This window comes from Burkholderia sp. AU45274, from assembly GCF_030482505.1.
In the GTDB taxonomy this organism is placed as follows: Bacteria; Pseudomonadota; Gammaproteobacteria; order Burkholderiales; family Burkholderiaceae; genus Burkholderia.
On the sequence record NZ_JAUJQE010000001.1, the window covers coordinates 1,780,124 to 1,795,661 of the forward strand.

The 15,538-nt window shown below is 67.6% G+C and carries 15 protein-coding genes and 2 pseudogenes; 8 read left to right on the forward strand and 9 right to left on the reverse strand.

Annotated elements, in window-relative coordinates:
- Window positions 1-22 precede the first annotated feature (22 nt).
- Together QZM35_RS07900 and QZM35_RS07905 are read right to left on the reverse strand one after the other, a co-directional pair.
- Complete coding sequence (locus QZM35_RS07900; protein ID WP_069251900.1) at window positions 23-334, reverse strand: recombinase-like helix-turn-helix domain-containing protein; 312 nt, start codon at window positions 332-334, stop codon at window positions 23-25.
- 1 nt (window position 335) lies between these two features.
- Window positions 336-653: a non-heme iron oxygenase ferredoxin subunit gene (locus QZM35_RS07905; RefSeq protein WP_011354710.1), complete on the reverse strand. Its 318-nt coding sequence runs from the start codon at window positions 651-653 to the stop codon at window positions 336-338.
- 444 nt (window positions 654-1,097) lie between these two features.
- Here QZM35_RS07905 and QZM35_RS07910 point away from each other — a divergent pair, with 444 nt between their 5' ends.
- Window positions 1,098-2,177 (forward strand): porin, encoded by a 1,080-nt coding sequence (locus QZM35_RS07910; protein ID WP_301775733.1) that lies wholly within the window; start codon window positions 1,098-1,100, stop codon window positions 2,175-2,177.
- A gap of 104 nt (window positions 2,178-2,281) precedes the next feature.
- Here QZM35_RS07910 and QZM35_RS07915 read toward each other — a convergent pair whose 3' ends face one another.
- The 5 genes and pseudogenes from QZM35_RS07915 to QZM35_RS07935 form a co-directional block, all read right to left on the reverse strand.
- The gene (locus QZM35_RS07915) at window positions 2,282-3,175 is read right to left on the reverse strand and encodes an IclR family transcriptional regulator (RefSeq protein ID WP_089427167.1); all 894 of its coding nucleotides are present in this window, start codon (window positions 3,173-3,175) and stop codon (window positions 2,282-2,284) included.
- A gap of 277 nt (window positions 3,176-3,452) precedes the next feature.
- Window positions 3,453-3,989 (reverse strand): type 6 secretion system effector deamidase TecA, encoded by a 537-nt coding sequence (tecA, locus tag QZM35_RS07920; protein WP_226202780.1) that lies wholly within the window; start codon window positions 3,987-3,989, stop codon window positions 3,453-3,455.
- Window positions 3,990-4,181: 192 nt separating this feature from the next.
- A pseudogene (locus QZM35_RS07925) lies at window positions 4,182-4,379 on the reverse strand (prepilin-type N-terminal cleavage/methylation domain-containing protein); the annotation flags it as partial.
- A 258-nt stretch (window positions 4,380-4,637) separates the two neighbouring features.
- Window positions 4,638-4,844: a hypothetical protein gene (locus QZM35_RS07930; RefSeq protein WP_089429068.1), complete on the reverse strand. Its 207-nt coding sequence runs from the start codon at window positions 4,842-4,844 to the stop codon at window positions 4,638-4,640.
- 340 nt (window positions 4,845-5,184) lie between these two features.
- Window positions 5,185-5,790 carry an alpha-ketoglutarate-dependent dioxygenase AlkB gene (locus tag QZM35_RS07935; protein ID WP_179255085.1) on the reverse strand — a complete coding sequence of 202 codons (606 nt, stop codon included), beginning with the start codon at window positions 5,788-5,790 and terminating at the stop codon, window positions 5,185-5,187.
- Window positions 5,791-5,888: 98 nt separating this feature from the next.
- Here QZM35_RS07935 and QZM35_RS07940 point away from each other — a divergent pair.
- Window positions 5,889-6,080: pseudogene (locus QZM35_RS07940) on the forward strand (nitroreductase family protein); the annotation flags it as partial.
- 71 nt (window positions 6,081-6,151) lie between these two features.
- On the opposite strand, the gene QZM35_RS07945 reads toward QZM35_RS07940, so the two are convergent.
- On the reverse strand, window positions 6,152-7,300 hold the full coding sequence (locus QZM35_RS07945) for a metallophosphoesterase (RefSeq protein ID WP_301775734.1): 1,149 nt from the start codon (window positions 7,298-7,300) through the stop codon (window positions 6,152-6,154).
- An 841-nt stretch (window positions 7,301-8,141) separates the two neighbouring features.
- Here QZM35_RS07945 and QZM35_RS07950 point away from each other — a divergent pair.
- From QZM35_RS07950 to QZM35_RS07970, 5 genes are all read left to right on the forward strand, one after another.
- On the forward strand, window positions 8,142-8,435 hold the full coding sequence (locus QZM35_RS07950) for a hypothetical protein (RefSeq protein WP_011354664.1): 294 nt from the start codon (window positions 8,142-8,144) through the stop codon (window positions 8,433-8,435).
- Window positions 8,432-9,481 carry a multidrug transporter subunit MdtN gene (gene mdtN / locus QZM35_RS07955; protein ID WP_301775735.1) on the forward strand — a complete coding sequence of 350 codons (1,050 nt, stop codon included), beginning with the start codon at window positions 8,432-8,434 and terminating at the stop codon, window positions 9,479-9,481. The genes QZM35_RS07950 and mdtN overlap by 4 nt, the downstream gene beginning before the upstream one ends.
- Window positions 9,462-11,609, forward strand: a complete 2,148-nt coding sequence (locus QZM35_RS07960; protein ID WP_301775736.1) for an FUSC family protein — start codon at window positions 9,462-9,464, stop codon at window positions 11,607-11,609. Before mdtN ends, QZM35_RS07960 begins: the two co-directional genes overlap by 20 nt.
- Complete coding sequence (locus tag QZM35_RS07965) at window positions 11,596-13,140, forward strand: TolC family protein (RefSeq protein ID WP_089427161.1); 1,545 nt, start codon at window positions 11,596-11,598, stop codon at window positions 13,138-13,140. Before QZM35_RS07960 ends, QZM35_RS07965 begins: the two co-directional genes overlap by 14 nt.
- Before the next feature lie 305 nt (window positions 13,141-13,445).
- Window positions 13,446-14,153: an MgtC/SapB family protein gene (locus QZM35_RS07970; protein WP_089427160.1), complete on the forward strand. Its 708-nt coding sequence runs from the start codon at window positions 13,446-13,448 to the stop codon at window positions 14,151-14,153.
- Window positions 14,154-14,199: 46 nt separating this feature from the next.
- On the opposite strand, the gene QZM35_RS07975 is transcribed toward QZM35_RS07970, so the two are convergent.
- Complete coding sequence (locus QZM35_RS07975) at window positions 14,200-14,919, reverse strand: autoinducer binding domain-containing protein (RefSeq protein WP_089432910.1); 720 nt, start codon at window positions 14,917-14,919, stop codon at window positions 14,200-14,202.
- 72 nt (window positions 14,920-14,991) lie between these two features.
- On the opposite strand from QZM35_RS07975, the gene QZM35_RS07980 reads away from it, so the two are divergent.
- Window positions 14,992-15,435: a DUF4902 domain-containing protein gene (locus QZM35_RS07980; RefSeq protein ID WP_089427158.1), complete on the forward strand. Its 444-nt coding sequence runs from the start codon at window positions 14,992-14,994 to the stop codon at window positions 15,433-15,435.
- Window positions 15,436-15,538 lie beyond the last annotated feature (103 nt).

Sequence of the window (15,538 nt, forward strand, 5' to 3'; positions counted from 1 at the left end):
TCGGCGGTCGGCGCTTACGCGGTCATTCCGCGAGCGAGGCCATTTCGGCGCGGAAGCGCTCAGGTGTCCAAACCGTGCCGTCCGGCGCGCGGAAGCCGATGCGGTTCAGGCCCGCGACGACCTCGTCCAGCTCGGTCGCGCCGGCTTCGAACACGCGTTCGAGCGCATCGCCGAGGTCGTTTTCGTACTGGGTCGGTGCGGCCTTGCGGTTCTGCCAGACCTGGTTCTCGACCTGGCCGGGGATCTCGATCTGCCCCTTGCCCGCGACGTTGTTCGGCTGCGGCGCCACCCACGGCTTCAGGAAGGGATTGAAATTCACGGTCGCTTCTTTCATGTCACTCCACCTTTATCTGGATTTCCTCGCCGGCGAGCCGCACCGCGTACTGCTTCAGTGCGCGTCCGCCCGGACCCTTCAGGCATTCGCCCGTCTTGATGTCGAACACGGCCTCGTGCAGCGGGCATTCGACCGTGCCTTCGTCGACGAACCCCTGCGTCAGCAGCGCGTACGCATGCGGGCACACGTTCTCGAGCGCATACACGTCGTCGCCGACGCGGTAAATCCCGATTTCGACGCCGTCGGTCCGCTTGAACTCGATCGGCGTGTCTTCCGACAGCGCGCCGGCGTGCCCGGCGCAAACCCATTGTTCAGACATCTCACACCCTTCCTTCTGATCGACTCTCGGTTTGTTCCGATTTGTTCCATATCCGGAACAGCAGTTTATGGATGGTGATTATAAGAGTGACTTTCCACGAGTAAAACAAAAAGCTGCACGCCCTAGGGAAAACACTGACCGCCGGGTCGGCAATCACGTTCGTCTATCTCATCAAATGAAATTTTTTGTTATACGACGGGGAGTTACCGGGTTTACGCGGGCTTCGCTGCCCGACGCCGAGCAGCGGTCCGAAACCCATCCGTCCCGAAAAAATTATTTTTGATACGGTGCGAGACACCCCTATACTCCATTCCATCAGAGGCACACTGTTCCTTATATGGAACATACGAATGCCCACCCGATGGCGAACACGCGCGACGGCCGGCCGTTCCCGCGCATGCCGCCACGGCACGTATTCATCAGGTTGGAGATTCAGGAGATCAAATGGTCAAGCATGCGGTAGCAGCAGCAGTGATCGGAGTGGGCGCCGTGTCGGGCGCGTGGGCGCAGAGCAGCGTGATGCTGTACGGCAGCATGGATGCGGGCGTCGCGTACGTGAACAACGTCGGCGGCCATGCGAAGTGGGCGATGATCCAGGGCAATACGCAGCCCGACCGATGGGGCCTGAAGGGCAAGGAAGACCTCGGTGACGGCCTGTCGGCGATCTTCCAGCTCGAAAACGGCTTCTATACGAACAACGGCCAGTTCGCGACCGCGAACACGATCTGGAACCGCGCGGCCTTCGTCGGCCTCGGCTCGGAGCGCTACGGCACGCTGACGCTCGGCCGCCAGACGCCGCTGTCGTTCGACTATCTCGATCCGCTCAGCACGGCCTACCTCGCGATGAGCTGGTACGCGTTCCACCCCGGCAACATCGACGGGCTCGCCGCGACCGGCAACGTGCCGTACAACAACTCGGTCAAGTACCGCTCACCGACTTTCGCGGGCTTCTCGGCCGCGGCGACGATGGCGCTCGGCAACACGACGAACTTCTCGACCGGCAAGTCGGTCGGCGTCGCGCTGAACTATGCGAACGGGCCGTTCAAGGCGTCGGCCGTATACTCGAACGAGCACGACCGCGCGATCCTGATCAGCACGACCGGCATCACGTCGTTCCAGGGGCAGAACACCGCGAACGGCTACACTGCGAGCAAGGTCGAGAACATCGGCGCGGGCGCGTCCTACCAGTTCGGCGACTTCCTCGTGCACGGCCTGTACACGCGCACGAAGATGCAGTCGAACGGCTTTTCGGACACGTTCCAGAGCTACGACGCGGGGGTGAACTACCGCAGCAGCGCGTTCAACACGATCGCGGGCGGCGCGGCGACTACGACGCTGGCCGGCCGCCGCTGGACGCAGGTCGAGCTCGGCGACATCTATGCGCTGTCGAAGCGCACGCAGCTTTACGCGAACGTGTTGTACGAGCACGGTTCGGGCGGTGCAAAGGCCGCGTTCTTCACGGCGGGTGTATCGAGCACGGCGAACCAGGTGATCGTGCTCACCGGGATCCACCACTCGTTCTGAACGATGTCGGGCGTGCGTCGCCTGAAACGACAAAAGCGGCCCGCAGGCCGCTTTTGTCATTCGCGTATTGCATTTGCACGACCGCCGGCCGCGCATCGGAACACTCAGAACATCGCGACCTTGTGGCGCGCGTGCGCGAAGGTCGGATCGCTTTCGAGCGGACGATAGTTCAGCCGCTGTGACAGGTCGACCGCCGCGCCGCACACGGCTTCGACGAGCCGTTCCTTCTCGCGGGCCTCGCCGATCTCCGAGCGCGGCACGGTCGCGGTGATCGCCGCGACGATCGAGCCCGAATGGTCGCGTACGGGCGCGGTCACGGCCGAAATGCCGCTCTCGAACGCCGCCTCGCTCACCGCGTAGCCGAGCCGCGCGTAATGGCGCACGCGTTCGTAAAGTTCGTCGACGGTGCCCGGCGTGCGCTCGGTGAACTGCTCGAGCCGCTTTTCCGGATAAAGCTGGCGAAGTGCGTCGCGCGTCAGGTCGCCCATCAGCACGTGGCCGTGCACGGTCGCATGCGCGGGCAGGCGCGTGCCGACGTGCACCTTCACCGAACCGAACATCGACGTGTTGCTCTGCGCCTTCGCGACGAACACGACGTCGCGCTGGTCGCGGATCAGCAGATGCGTCGACAGGCTGGTCGCGTCGCGCAGCCGTTCGAGCACAGGCGCGCCGAGATCGGTCAGTTCGAGCGAATTCAGGTATTCGAAGCCGAGCCGCAGCACGCCGACGCCGAGCCGGAAATAGCGGTCGCCGTTCACGCGCTCGAGGAAACCGAGCGCTTCGAGCGTCTGCAGCAGGCGGAACGTGGTCGTGCGCGGAATGCCGATGCGCTTCGACAACTCGGGCGCGCCGAGCACCGGCTCGCGCGCGGAGAATTCGGCGAGGATCCGCAGCCCGCGTTCGAGCCCCGGCACCAGATAGGACGACGCGCCGCCGGACGCTTCGTCGTCGCCGGGCGTCGCGGTTTCAGGTGCGTCGCTCATGGTTGTCTTGACCATGTGGACATGGACGGTAGGAAATCAGTCACGTAACAGGTCACGGATCGTCGTGGATATTCAGTCATGCTACCTCAGCGCGCACGGGGTTCACACCGCGTGCATCGCCGCACCGCAGCATGCGGATCGTGACGCCGTGGAGAGTCAATCACGGTCGAGAGGATAGCAGCGATGGACAGCGCGACGCCATGACGGAATGGCCGGCAGCGCGGGAAGGCAGCCGCGTGCGCGGCGGCCGGCCAACGCATGGCGGCCGGCGCGGCAGGCAAGGCCGGGCGGCCTACAGGCGCGACAGGTGAACCCGGATGTTCGCGCGATCGTACGTGAAGCCGCCGGCCGCATCCGGCTCGAGCACGCGCGCCAAGTCGACCGCATACATCCATCCGCTGCCCAGGCGGCCCCCGTTGATCGCCCGGATCCGGCTGCCGCCGACGGCAATCGCCGCATGAAAGACCGTGCCGCCGCGCGAGAAGCCGACCGCGGTTCCCGCCGGAATGCTCGCGCGCCCGTCCCATTCACCGCCGGTCTCGAAGTTGAAACGGGTTCGCCAGTGCTGGCCGATCGTGTCGAGCAGCGCGCCGGGTGCGATCATCGCATCGCTGCGCAGCAGGTACCGGACATAAGCCGCGGCGTCGTAGCAGACGCCGCCGGAAACATACTCGTTGATGTCGGCCATGCCGAACATCAGCGCCTGGGCGTGCTTCTGCCGTTCGGCGAAACCGGACTGGGCGACATGCCCGCCTAGCTGGGAGAGTTGCATGGGTGGCTCCTGGTGAAGAAGCAGGACGTCATCGTCCCGCCAACGCAATAACGTCATATGTTATTACGATATCGCGCCACTTCCGGGCACGGCCCCGTGCGTCACGGCATGCGCGCCGCCGACGCCGGCACGCGGCGGCCGCATCAGGATTCGGCGCGAGCCGCAGGCGCACGCGCAACGGCTGCAGCATATCGGGCGGCGGCGGCTCGCCGACGATCGCACCCGAGATCCGACAGCGCGTGCACGTCCGGCGCCAATCGCGCACATCACGGCGCCCAGCGCCACGGCGACGATCGCCAGCGCGATCAGCACCTCGATCAGCGTGAATCCCCGTTCCGGCGCCCGCGCCGTGCGCGAGCCGCCGCGCGCATGGCGGTTGTAGTCGGTTCTGTCATCGCAGGCCTGCGTTCTTGTCGATGGGTCGGCGTCCGGCGTCCGGCACTCCAATCGCAGCGCGAAGGCGCATCGCCGGCGCGACGGACCCTGTGCAGGGACGTTAAGCGCGGCGTATGGCACACACGTGTCGAATGGTACGGACCATTTGGCGCGGCGAGCTCGGGCGGACAGGCGCGCAAGCGCGCCGCACGCGCTGTCGCGCAGAGCGCGACAGGCGACGGAAAACTGAAAACGATCGGGAAAAGCCACCCGGCGGCGGGCGGCAAGCGATGAAGACGATCCTCGGGCGGCGGGATCGACGCGACGGCGTCAGGCCGTCACGGCGGCGTCATACGCGGCGCGGGCAAGCTGGCCGGCGGCGTAGGCCTCGGCTTCGCCGCGAAAGCCGTCCCGGCTGAACGCAACGACTTTCACGCCAACGCCGGTCGCCCGCTTCACCGTCAGCGCCCATTGCCATCCGCCGTCTTGTTCGAAGACGTGCAGCGAGGGTTCGAAGGAAGGGTCGAATACGGTCACGCGGTTTGCTCCTGCCCCCTTGCGCACCGCATCGGCAGCGCTCGGGGCATGTCGAAAGGATCGCGCCGGGATGCGACGCGCTTTTGCCATTCGACAGTCTAGTCAAGGATTGTTGCGACGCACCATCAGAGGTTTCACTCATCTATCGGAACCGGGCGGTCGATCCAATTTCCTGAAACCCCATATGGCACGGGCCTCAGCGGCGTTTCAGCGCGCATGGTTCAGCAGTCGTGCGGCAACGTGCCGCACACGCGACCGCTTGCCTGTATCGATCGCCCATGAATCGCAAAAACGGGGCGCGCATTGCCCGGCGATCCAGTCACGTCGGTGATGGGCGGGGTTACCTGCCCGTACCCGTCGGCATCACGCGCCGAAACGTCAGGTTCACGCGCTCGCCCTGCACGCCCGGCGCCTTCGGCACGCGATGCTGCCATTCGGCCTGTGTGCGGCCTCGCATCACGAGCAGGCTGCCATGCCCGAGGCGATACGCATGCGTGACACCGGTCTTGCGATGGCGAAGGTCGAACACGCGCATCGCCCCGAGGCTCACCGATGCGATCACCGGCGCATCGCCCAGCTCGGGCTCGTTGTCCGCATGCCAGCCGAGGCTGTCCTGCCCGTTGCGGTAGCGATTGAGCAGCACGCTGTTGAAGCGCGCGCCGCACGTCGCCTCGACCGCGCGCTTCAGGTCGAGCACGGCCGGCGTCCACGGCGCCGGCACGTTGCGGATCCCCGAATACACGTAGACGGCGTCCGGCTCGCCCTGCCATGCGGTCAGCCGCGGCAACGGAATGCGCCCGCGCGGCGTGCGGATCGTGTCCTGCTGCCACGCGACCTCGTTGATCAACACGGCCAGCGCGCGATCGGCATCGGACGGCGCCAGCCAGTCCGGGTACCAGTCCACGTCGGGTGCGGGCGTGTCAGCGAAGAAATCGGGTGTCGACATGTCGGAAGAAACGGTCGAAGAACGGAGCGAACGGTGCATGCCTGCATACTAGCCAACGGCGTCGCACACTGCCATGCGCTGTCATTCGCGGATACAAGGTGGCCGCGCGCGCACTCGGCGTCGACGCAGGCCCGATCTCCGGCTTCGACGGCGCGAAAGTCGATGCCGCGTGCTTCGCGGGCACCGCGATCAAACGCAACTTCCTAGTGAATCTCGGCTATGGCGATCCGGCCGGCTTGTTCCCGCGCAGCCCGCGCTTCGATTTCGACGACATTGCCCGCATCGAGTGAAAGCCGCTAGCCAGGGCTGGTGCCGCTGGTGACGGGCCGGCGCCGGCCTTTTCCAAACGAGGAAACGTGCCCTACCCGCCGCGCGTCAGCCGGATCAGCGTGATCTCGGACGGCACGCCGAAACGATTCGGCGGCCCCCAGTATCCGGTGCCGCGGCTCGTATAGAGCCACAGATCGCCGAAGCGGCTCAGCCCGCCGATCACCGGCTGCTGCAGCCGCACGAACGGTGGCCATGGCAGAAACTGGCCGCCGTGCGTATGCCCCGACAACTGCACGGTAAAGCCGGCCCGGTTCGCCGCTTCCGCGCTGCGCGGCTGGTGCGCGAGCAGGATCTTCGTGCCGACGTCGCGCGGCGCCCCCGCCAGCGCCTGCACGGGGTCGCTGCGATGAGCGGGATCGAACCCGCCCGCCGTGAAATCGGTGACGCCCGCGAGCACTGCGTGCGCACCGTCATGTTCAATCAGCACGTGCTCGTTGAGCAGCACCGTGATCCCGATGCGGCGGAACTCGTCGATCCACGCATGCGCGCCCGCGTAATACTCGTGGTTGCCCGTCACCAGGAAGCTGCCGTGCCGCGACTGCATGCGGCCGAGCGGCGCCGTGTGGTCGCGCAGGCGCTGGACCGAGCCGTCGACCACGTCGCCCGTCACGACGACGAGGTCGGCATCGAGCGCGTTGACCGCGCGCACGATTCGTTCGACGTAGGGCCGCTTGATCGTCGGCCCGACGTGGATGTCGGACAGCTGCACGATCGTCAGCCCGTCGAGCCCGGCCGGCAGCCCCGCGACCGGGATCGACACGCGCTTGACCGCCGCCGTGCGGCGCGCACCGACGAACCCGATCACGGTGACGAACACCGCACCGGCCAGCACGCCGATCGCCGTGTCGGTCGCCGCGCCGGGCCACGCACCGTCGTGCCCGAGATGACGCCATCCGGACACGCCGAGCAACACGAATTCGCGAAGGAACGTCAGCAGGAGCAGCGACGAGAAGAAGCCCATCACGAGCGAGCCGGCCCAGCCGGCCAGCGTCGCGGCCCAACCTTCGTCGAAGCGGCGCGAGAACATGCCGACCGGGATCAGCACGACGAAGCTCGCCAGCACGAGCGCCGCGATCGTGCGCGCGACCGGCGACGTGAATGCATCGGGAATGATCCGAATCCCGACGTAGAGATGGAACAGCATGCCGATTGCAATGAACCGGACAAAGAAACTTCGCATGGAACACTCACCTTCGTTGCGATACCGATACCGCTTCCGCGTTGCGTGTTGCACGAGGCCGTGAGGCTCCGTGCCGCGCGTCGCGCCATACGTACGATGGTACACAGATCGCGGCTGTGACGACCGGTCGCCGGCCGGGCTTCGACGCCGCCCGGCGCACCGCTCGACCGCGACTTCATCGGCCCGCCCGACGCGAGCGACGTTGACGCTTTCCCGAAGCCCGTCGTTACCGACATGCAGCGCACGCTGCGCTTGACCATCCCGGTCAGCCACTTCGAGAACGGCGGCCGGATGATCGATGCGAACGTCAGCGTCTTGCCCGAAGGCACTGCGCGTCGTCGCTCTCGCGGGCGAGCAAACGAGCAGACCGCTCAGGCCGAACGCCTGCCGCAGATCTGCGTCACCGATCGCGACACGCTGCCGCGCTTTACCCGCAATCCGGTCGACCCACTCGTCAACATCGCCCCCCCGATCCGCCGAATCGACCACATTCCCCAGCGTTCGAACGGCAATCGGCCGTTTCCGCCCCGATTCCGCGCTGTCGAAAGGACAAATCGGCCGCCCTTCGTTCGTCTGACGATCCTTTACAGTCCGTTAGCAACCCTACGCGAGCGTGCGCTGGCAGAATCGCGACGGTCCGACCATCATTGCAGAAACGCGGTGCCGAACGGGCGGACACGCCCCCCGACCGGTAATACCCCCCACGGTGCACGGGGCGGGTGGCTGGCGGTCCGCATCGCGCTGATTTATTATCGGCTCCGTATCCCGGAATCGTCGTCGCGGCGGCGATTCGCATTGCGCCGCGCCCGGCATCCACCCCCAACGTCGAGCTCGTCACACCATGAGAAAAACAACGCCGCGCGCGCCCTTGCGCGTCGCCGCCGTCCTGGCGCCAGCCCTGCCGCTCGCGGGCTGCGCATCGCGCGGCGCACCGTCGTACGTCCTGTTCGGCGCGTATTTCCCGCTTTGGCTCGTCAGCGCGATCGTCGGCGTCATCGGCGCGATCGTCGCGCACCGCGTATTCGTCGCGACCGGCTGGGCCGCGACGGTGCCCTACCAGCTGGCCGTCTGCACCGCGATCGGGCTCGTGGTCGCGGTGATCGTGTGGCTCACCGGCACGGGGCCGTTCGCATGAAGGCCGCCGGCATCGCTCGCCCGTCCGTCAAAGGCCGCGTGATCGCCCTGGCGATCGTCGCGCTCGGCATCGCGGCACTCGTGTACGCGTACTACCGCACGACGGCCTACCCGTCCACCGACGACGCATCGATCGACGCGGACGTCGTGCACGTTGCGTCGCCGGTCGGCGGCCGCATCGTGCAACTCGCGGTACATGAAAACCAGCGCGTCGCGAAAGGCGAGCTGCTGTACGTCATCGATCCCGTGCCGTACCGGCTGACGGTTGCGCAGGCGCAGGCCGACCTCGAACTCGCGCGCGCATCGCTCGACACGCGCCGCCGCTCGCTGATCGGCGAACGCTCGAACGCGGCCGTGGCCGCCGAGCAGGTCAAGCGCGCGACCCAGAACAACGACCTTGCCACGCGCGACGTGAACCGGCTCGCGCCGCTCGCCGCACAGGGCTACGTCAGCGCGCAGCAGTTCGACCAGGCGAAGGTCCGCCAGCGCGACGCGGCCGTGTCGCTCGCGCAGGCGCAGGAACAGCAGCGCGCGTCCTCACAGACGATCGGCGACGACGCCGACGCGATCGCGACGCTGCATGCGCGCGAGGCCGCGCTCGCCCGCGCGCAGCATGCGCTCGAAGACACCGTCGTGCGCGCGCCGCACGATGGTCTCGTCACGGGCCTGAGCGTGCTCGCCGGCGAAACCCTTGCGCCGAACCAGTCGATCTTCACGCTGATCGACGCGAGCGAATGGTTCGCCGTCGGCAACTTCCGCGAGACGTCGCTGAGCCGCATCGAGGTCGGCGACTGCGCAACCGTCTATTCGATGATCGACCGCAGCCGCCCGCTGACCGGCAAGGTCGTCGGCGTCGGCGCAGGCATTGCCGACAGCGCCCGCATCAACCTGCCGCGCACGCTGCCGATCGTGCAGAACTCGGTGAACTGGGTGCACGTCGCGCAGCGCTTCCCCGTGCGCGTGAAGCTCGACGAACCCGACGGCAAGCTCGTGCGCGTCGGCGCCAGCGCGATCGTCGAGGTCCGGCATGGCACTGCCTGCCGCTGAGGTTCGGTCGCCGGGCCCGCGCGAAGTCCTGCGACTGCTCGCGCCGTTTCCCGGGCGTACGTCGATTGCCGTGCGGGTTGCGCTGATCTGCGCGCTGACCGCGCTCGTGACGGCCGCCTACGGCACGCCCGAAGCCGCGCTGTCTGCGTACGTCGTGTTCTTCATGATCCGGGCCGACCGCGTGACGAGCGTCGTGCTCGCGGCCGCGCTGCTGGTGATCGTCACGATCGTGATCGGGCTCGTGCTCGGCATCGCGATCTTCAGCATCGACTATTCGATCCTGCGGGTCGCGTGCATGGCCGTGCTGTCGGTCGGCCTCCTCTATCTGACGTCGGCCAGCAAGCTGCGCCCGGTTGGCGCGATCCTCGCGATGATCGTCGGCTTCGGGCTCGACCAGCTCGGCCTTGCGCCGTTCGGTGAAGCTGCAACGCGCGCGCTGCTGTACATCTGGCTGACGATCGCGATCCCGGTGGGAGTCGCGATCGTCGTCAACCTGCTGATCGCGCCGTCGCCGCGCAAGCTCGCGCATGCGCAACTCGCGAAGCGCTTGCGGCTCGCCGCGCAGCGGCTGCGCGGTGACGATGCCGCGCGCGACGCATTCAATGCCAGCCTGCACGAAGGCGACAAGCAGCTGCTCACGTGGCTCAAGCTGTCGAAACTCGAAGGCTCGTCGTCCGCCGCCGACTTCGCGGCGTTGCGGCAGGCCGTGACATCGAGCACCGCGCTGCTCGTCGGCGTCGCGCTGGCCGATCGCGAACCGGATGCACGGCTGCCCGACGCATACGCCACCCCGATCGCCGCGACGCTCGACGAGATGGCCGACATCCTCGACCAGGGCGGCTACCCGGTCGACGTGACGCTCGCGCTACCGCCGACCGGCACGCTGCCGCCGCTCGCACGTGTTGCTGCGACGGATCTCCATGCGGCGATCACGCATTTCACGGAACCGGCCGCAACGACCGATGTCGCTTCGACGGCTTCGACGGCTTCGACGGCTTCGACGGCTTCGACGGCTTCGACGGCTTCGACGGCTTCGACGGCTTCGACGGCTTCGACGGCTTCGACGGCTTCGACGGCTTCGACGGCTTCGACGGCTTCGGCAACTGCCCCCGACGCCCCCGCAGCCGCCCCGCGCAGCGGCTTCTTCCTGCCCGACGCGCGCACCAATCCCGACCACATCCGCTACGCGCTGAAGACCACCGCCGCGGCGATCTTCTGCTACCTGCTGTATTCACAGCTCGACTGGTCGGGCATCCATACCTGCGTCGTCACCTGCTACATCGTGTCGCTCGGCTCGACGGCCGAAACGGTCGAGAAGCTCACGCTGCGGATCTTCGGCTGCATCGTCGGCGCGCTGCTCGGCACGGCGGCACTCGTCTTCGTCGTGCCGTCGCTATCGTCGGTCGGCCACCTGATGGCGCTGGTGTTCGCCGGCGGGTGGCTCGCCGCGTGGGTCGCGTTCGGCTCGCCGCGCATCGCGTATGCCGGCTTCCAGATCGCGTTCGCGTTTTTCCTGTGCGTGATCCAGGGCGCCGGCCCCGGCTTCGACCTGACGATCGCGCGCGATCGCACGATCGGCATCCTGCTCGGCAACGTCGTCGTGTATCTCGTGTTCACGCGCATCTGGCCTGTCAGCATCGGCAAGCAGATCGACGCCGGGCTCACCGCGCTGATCGAACAGTGGCGGCGCCTCGTGCAGGTCGCGCAGCCGGCCGAGCGGCGCGCGCTCGCGGCCGAGGCGTTCGCCCGCCACGGCGCGATCACGCAGGAGCTCGGGCTGGTCCACTACGAACCGTCGTGGGTACGGCCGGCCGCGTCGTGGCTCGCCACGCGACGCCGCGCGCTCGCGGAGCTCGGTGCGCTCGAAGGGCCGCTGTTCCTGCTCGCCGAACGCAAGCCCGGCGACGCGGCGATCGGCGCGCAGCTCGCCCGCGTGACCGAACCGCGCGACGACGCCGCCGCGCCCGATCAAGAACCCTCCACGCCGCCGGCCATGCCTCCGCGCGCAGCCCCCACCGACCCCGCACGCGACGCGCTGCTGAACCTGATCGACGCGCGGCTCGCGCACATCGCCGATGCCGCCCGTCAAGCCACACCGAAGGAGTCTGCCCCCCATGCGCCTACCTGAACCGCCGGCCGCCTCGATCGCCGCCGCCGCCCTCGCGACCGCCGTCGCGCTGGCCGGCTGCGCGACGTCGTCGATCGATCTGGCGCCGGAGGCGTCCGACCGCCCGTGGCAGCCGCAAACGTCGGCCGCAGGCGACATCGTGCCGGGCCCGCCGCGCACGTCCGCGCCAGGTTCGCACGACTACACGCTGCCCGCGTCGCCGGCGCTCGCGTCGGTCTCGCCGCCGGCCGCGCTCGATGCCGCGCACGCGTACACGCTGCCCGAGCTGATCGATCTCGCCGAATCGGCGAACCCGTTGACCCGTATCGCATGGAACGACGCGCGCAACGCCGCGCTCGCGGTCGGCCTGGCCAAGACCGCCTACCTGCCGAAGCTGTCCGCGACGGCCATGGGCGGCTACCAGGCAAACCACGGGTCGACGTCGTCGTTCCTCGGCGACTCGTCGAGCAACTCCACCGTGCACGGCACCATCTCGGCGCTGTCGCTGCAATGGCTGCTGTTCGATTTCGGCGGCCGCGCGGCACGCGTCGAAGCGGCCGAACAGGCGTCGATCGCGTCGAACGTCGCGTTCACGGCCGTTCACCAGCAGGTGATCCACGACGTGACCGTCGCGTACTACCGCTACGAAGCCGCACGCTCGCGCGCGCTCAGCGCCCAGCAGGGCCTCGCGAACGCGGACGCGATCCTCGCGGCCTCCCGCGCGCGGCTCAAGCACGGCGTCGGCACGGTCGTCGAACTCGCACAGGCGACGCAGAACCGCGCACAGGCCAACCTCGCGCTCGTGCAGGCCAACGGCACGGAGAGCGACGGCTACCTCGCCCTCGTCTCCGCGCTCGGCATCTCGCCGCTGTCGAAGCCAACCGTCGCCGCGCTGCCGAAGCGGCCGCTGCCGCCCTCGCTCGGCTCGTCGGTCGACGCGATCGTGTCGGATGCGATCGCGCGCCGCCCCGACCTGCAGGGCGCGTTCGCGCTCGAAAAGGCCAATCGCGCGAAGATCAAGGCCGCGGAAGCCGCGTTCATGCCGAAGATCTTCCTGTCCGCGTCGACGTCGTACGCGAGCGGCGGCACGTCCATCTCCGCGCTGCCCGCGATCGGCGACCAGGCGCCGACCGTCAACCTGAACGGCAGCCGCTACGGCGGCGGCGTGTTCCTCGGCGTGACGATTCCGCTGTACGACGGCGGGCTGCGCTCGGCGGTGCTGATGCAGGCGCGCAACGACGCGGAAAGCGCCTCCGCGCGCCTCACGCGGACCAAGGAGGAAGCGGTCCGCCAGGTGGTCGCCGCGCAGAATGCGGTACAGACGAGCCTGGCGTCGCACAACGCCGCGAAGGCGCTCGTCGACGCCGCGCAGACGAGTTACGACGCGGCGCTGACCGCGTACCGGAACGGCGTCGGTTCGGTCACCGATGCGACGATTGCGCAAAGCCAGTTGCTCGCCGCCCGCAACGCGGAGGTCGACAGCTATGCCGGTGCACTGTCGGCCGCCGCCGCGCTCGCGCTTGCGACGGGAACGATCGGCTCGGCGCAGTAGCGCGGCCGCCGCGAGGCGGTTGACGCCTGCGCTCGCCGCCCACTAGAATGCCGCCCATTCTTCCTTCAGGAACCATCGTGGACAGTTGCAGCACTCCGTTGCGTGCGCCGCTTGCCGCCTGAACGCCTGTCCGACGCAGTTCTCCTGCCCGGCTCGCGTTCCGCGAGCCGCACGCCTCCCGTTTCACACTGAATGACGCATTCGCGCGGTACAGTACCGCGCGATGACGGCTATCTTCGTGCCGCCTTCGGCCTTGCGCCGCAGCGACGCGAAACGGCACGCGCTTCTTGCACGGCAGGACAACCATGACTTTCGATTTCGCACTTCGTCTTTTCACCGCGTTCGCCTGCGGCGTCGCCATCGGCCTCGAGCGCCAGATGCGCCAGCGCACGGCCGGCCTGCGCACGATCACGCTCGTCGCGAGCGGCGCGTGCCTGTTCGTCACGCTCGGCGTGCTGACCGGCAACGGCGTCGCGGGCGTCACGCAGATCGCCGCCTACGTCGTGTCGGGCGTCGGCTTCCTCGGCGGCGGCGTGATCATGCGCGACAAGGGCTCGATCCAGGGCATCAACACCGCCGCGACGCTGTGGTGCTCGGCGGCCGTCGGCGTGCTGTCCGGCTCCGGTCATTACGTGCCGGCGCTCGCCGGCACCGGCGTCGTGCTGGTCACCAATACGCTGTTGCGCAGCGTCAGCCAGGCGATCAACGCGACGCCGGTATCGAACGCCGATCTCGTGCGCGAATACCAGATCACCGTGATCTGCCTGGCCTCCGATGAAGTGCACATCCGCACGCTGCTGTCGAACTCGATGTATGCGAAGCCGCTGTCGTTCCAGAGCCTCACGAGCGAGGACGTGCCCGACCAGCCGGACCGGCTGAAGGTGACTGCGACACTGAAGCTGCATCCGAAGGATCAGCAGAAGCTCGAGCAGATCGCGAGCCGGATGAGCATGGAGAAGAGCATTTCCAGCGTGAGCTGGACCGCGAAGGAAGCGGAGCCGATGATGGAGTGAGCGGCCCGGCGGCAGCTGCATATTGCGCTGCCGCCTTCACGCCCTGTCAGGGCGTCTCGATCAGCCCGGCCGAGATGGCCTTGACGACCGCCTGGACCTTGTTCGTCGCGCCCAGCTTCTCGAGGATGTTGTTGACGTGGAAGTTGACCGTCCGCTCCGAGATGCTGAGGATCTGGCCGATTTCGCACGCGGTCTTGCCCTCGGCCGTCCAGCACAGCACCTCGCGCTCGCGCGCGGTCAGCGTGACGGCCGCCGCAGGCGCCAGCTTCGGCACCATGAAGCGGCTCATCAGCGAATGCGACAGGTTCGCGAGCCAGTTGGTCTGCAACGTCAGCATGTTGATCTCGGCCGGCGTCAGCCGGTCGGCATGGCGGGCGATGCTCAGCAGGCCGAACGCACCGCGGGGAGCCCAGCTCGACTGCGCGACACCCACCGACAACCCGAAATCACGTGCGTCCTGCCACAGCGGACATGGTTCGATCCGGTCGACATCCGGCCAGACGATCATGTTGGTGCTGAGCGCGCCGTCGCGAACCGTCGAGTCGATCTCGATGTAGTTCTGCGCCTGGTAGTGCGCCATCCAGCCGTCCGGATAGGTATCGAAGATCGCGACCGCGGGCTTCGAAACGGGCAGCGGGACGCGAATGCCGTAACAGCAGTATTCGAACCCCAGCCGCTTGGAATAGGCGGCGATCCGCTGGAAGAGCTGCTGCTCGTCTTCCGCGGCGCTGAATTGTTGATAGGCATCCTGCCAGCGCAGTTCCATTCATTCTCCGACAACGTCACGCTGTCATACTTGTCAGGTTCCAGACCCGTTCGAGGCTGATACATTCCGCGCATGACTTCACCTTTGCTGCACTCGGTCCCCGGCCCGTCCCCGGACGGCTACGTACGCCTGTCAGAAAGCGCACTGGCCGTGCTTGCGCTCGACCATGTCGCAAGCGGCCTCGACGCATCGCTGCTCGAGGAATTGCGCGACAGCACCATCGACGCACGCCTCGCCGGCTACACCGAATGGCATCGCCCGGCCAGTGCCGGCGTCGCTTACGTGACGATCGGCTGGGACTGGTACCTCGAACGCGCGACGGGCGCGTTCGTGATCGCAGGCGGCGACGTCCGCAGCAACGTGATGGTCACCGACGCCACGGGCGCCGACATCGGCATGGTCCGCACGGCCGCCGCGCTCGCCGCACGGCTCGCATGCATCGACTGGCCCGCCGCGGTCGCGTCGGCCCTGCTCGGGCACAACGACGCCTATCATGCCGGTCCGACGCTCCAGTGACAACTGGCTGCGCCTCTATTCCTCTGACAATTTCCGCCATGCTGGCGCTCTTTATAAGCAAAAGCGCCACGGTTTTCAATCCCGTTGATCAAGAAACCGTTAC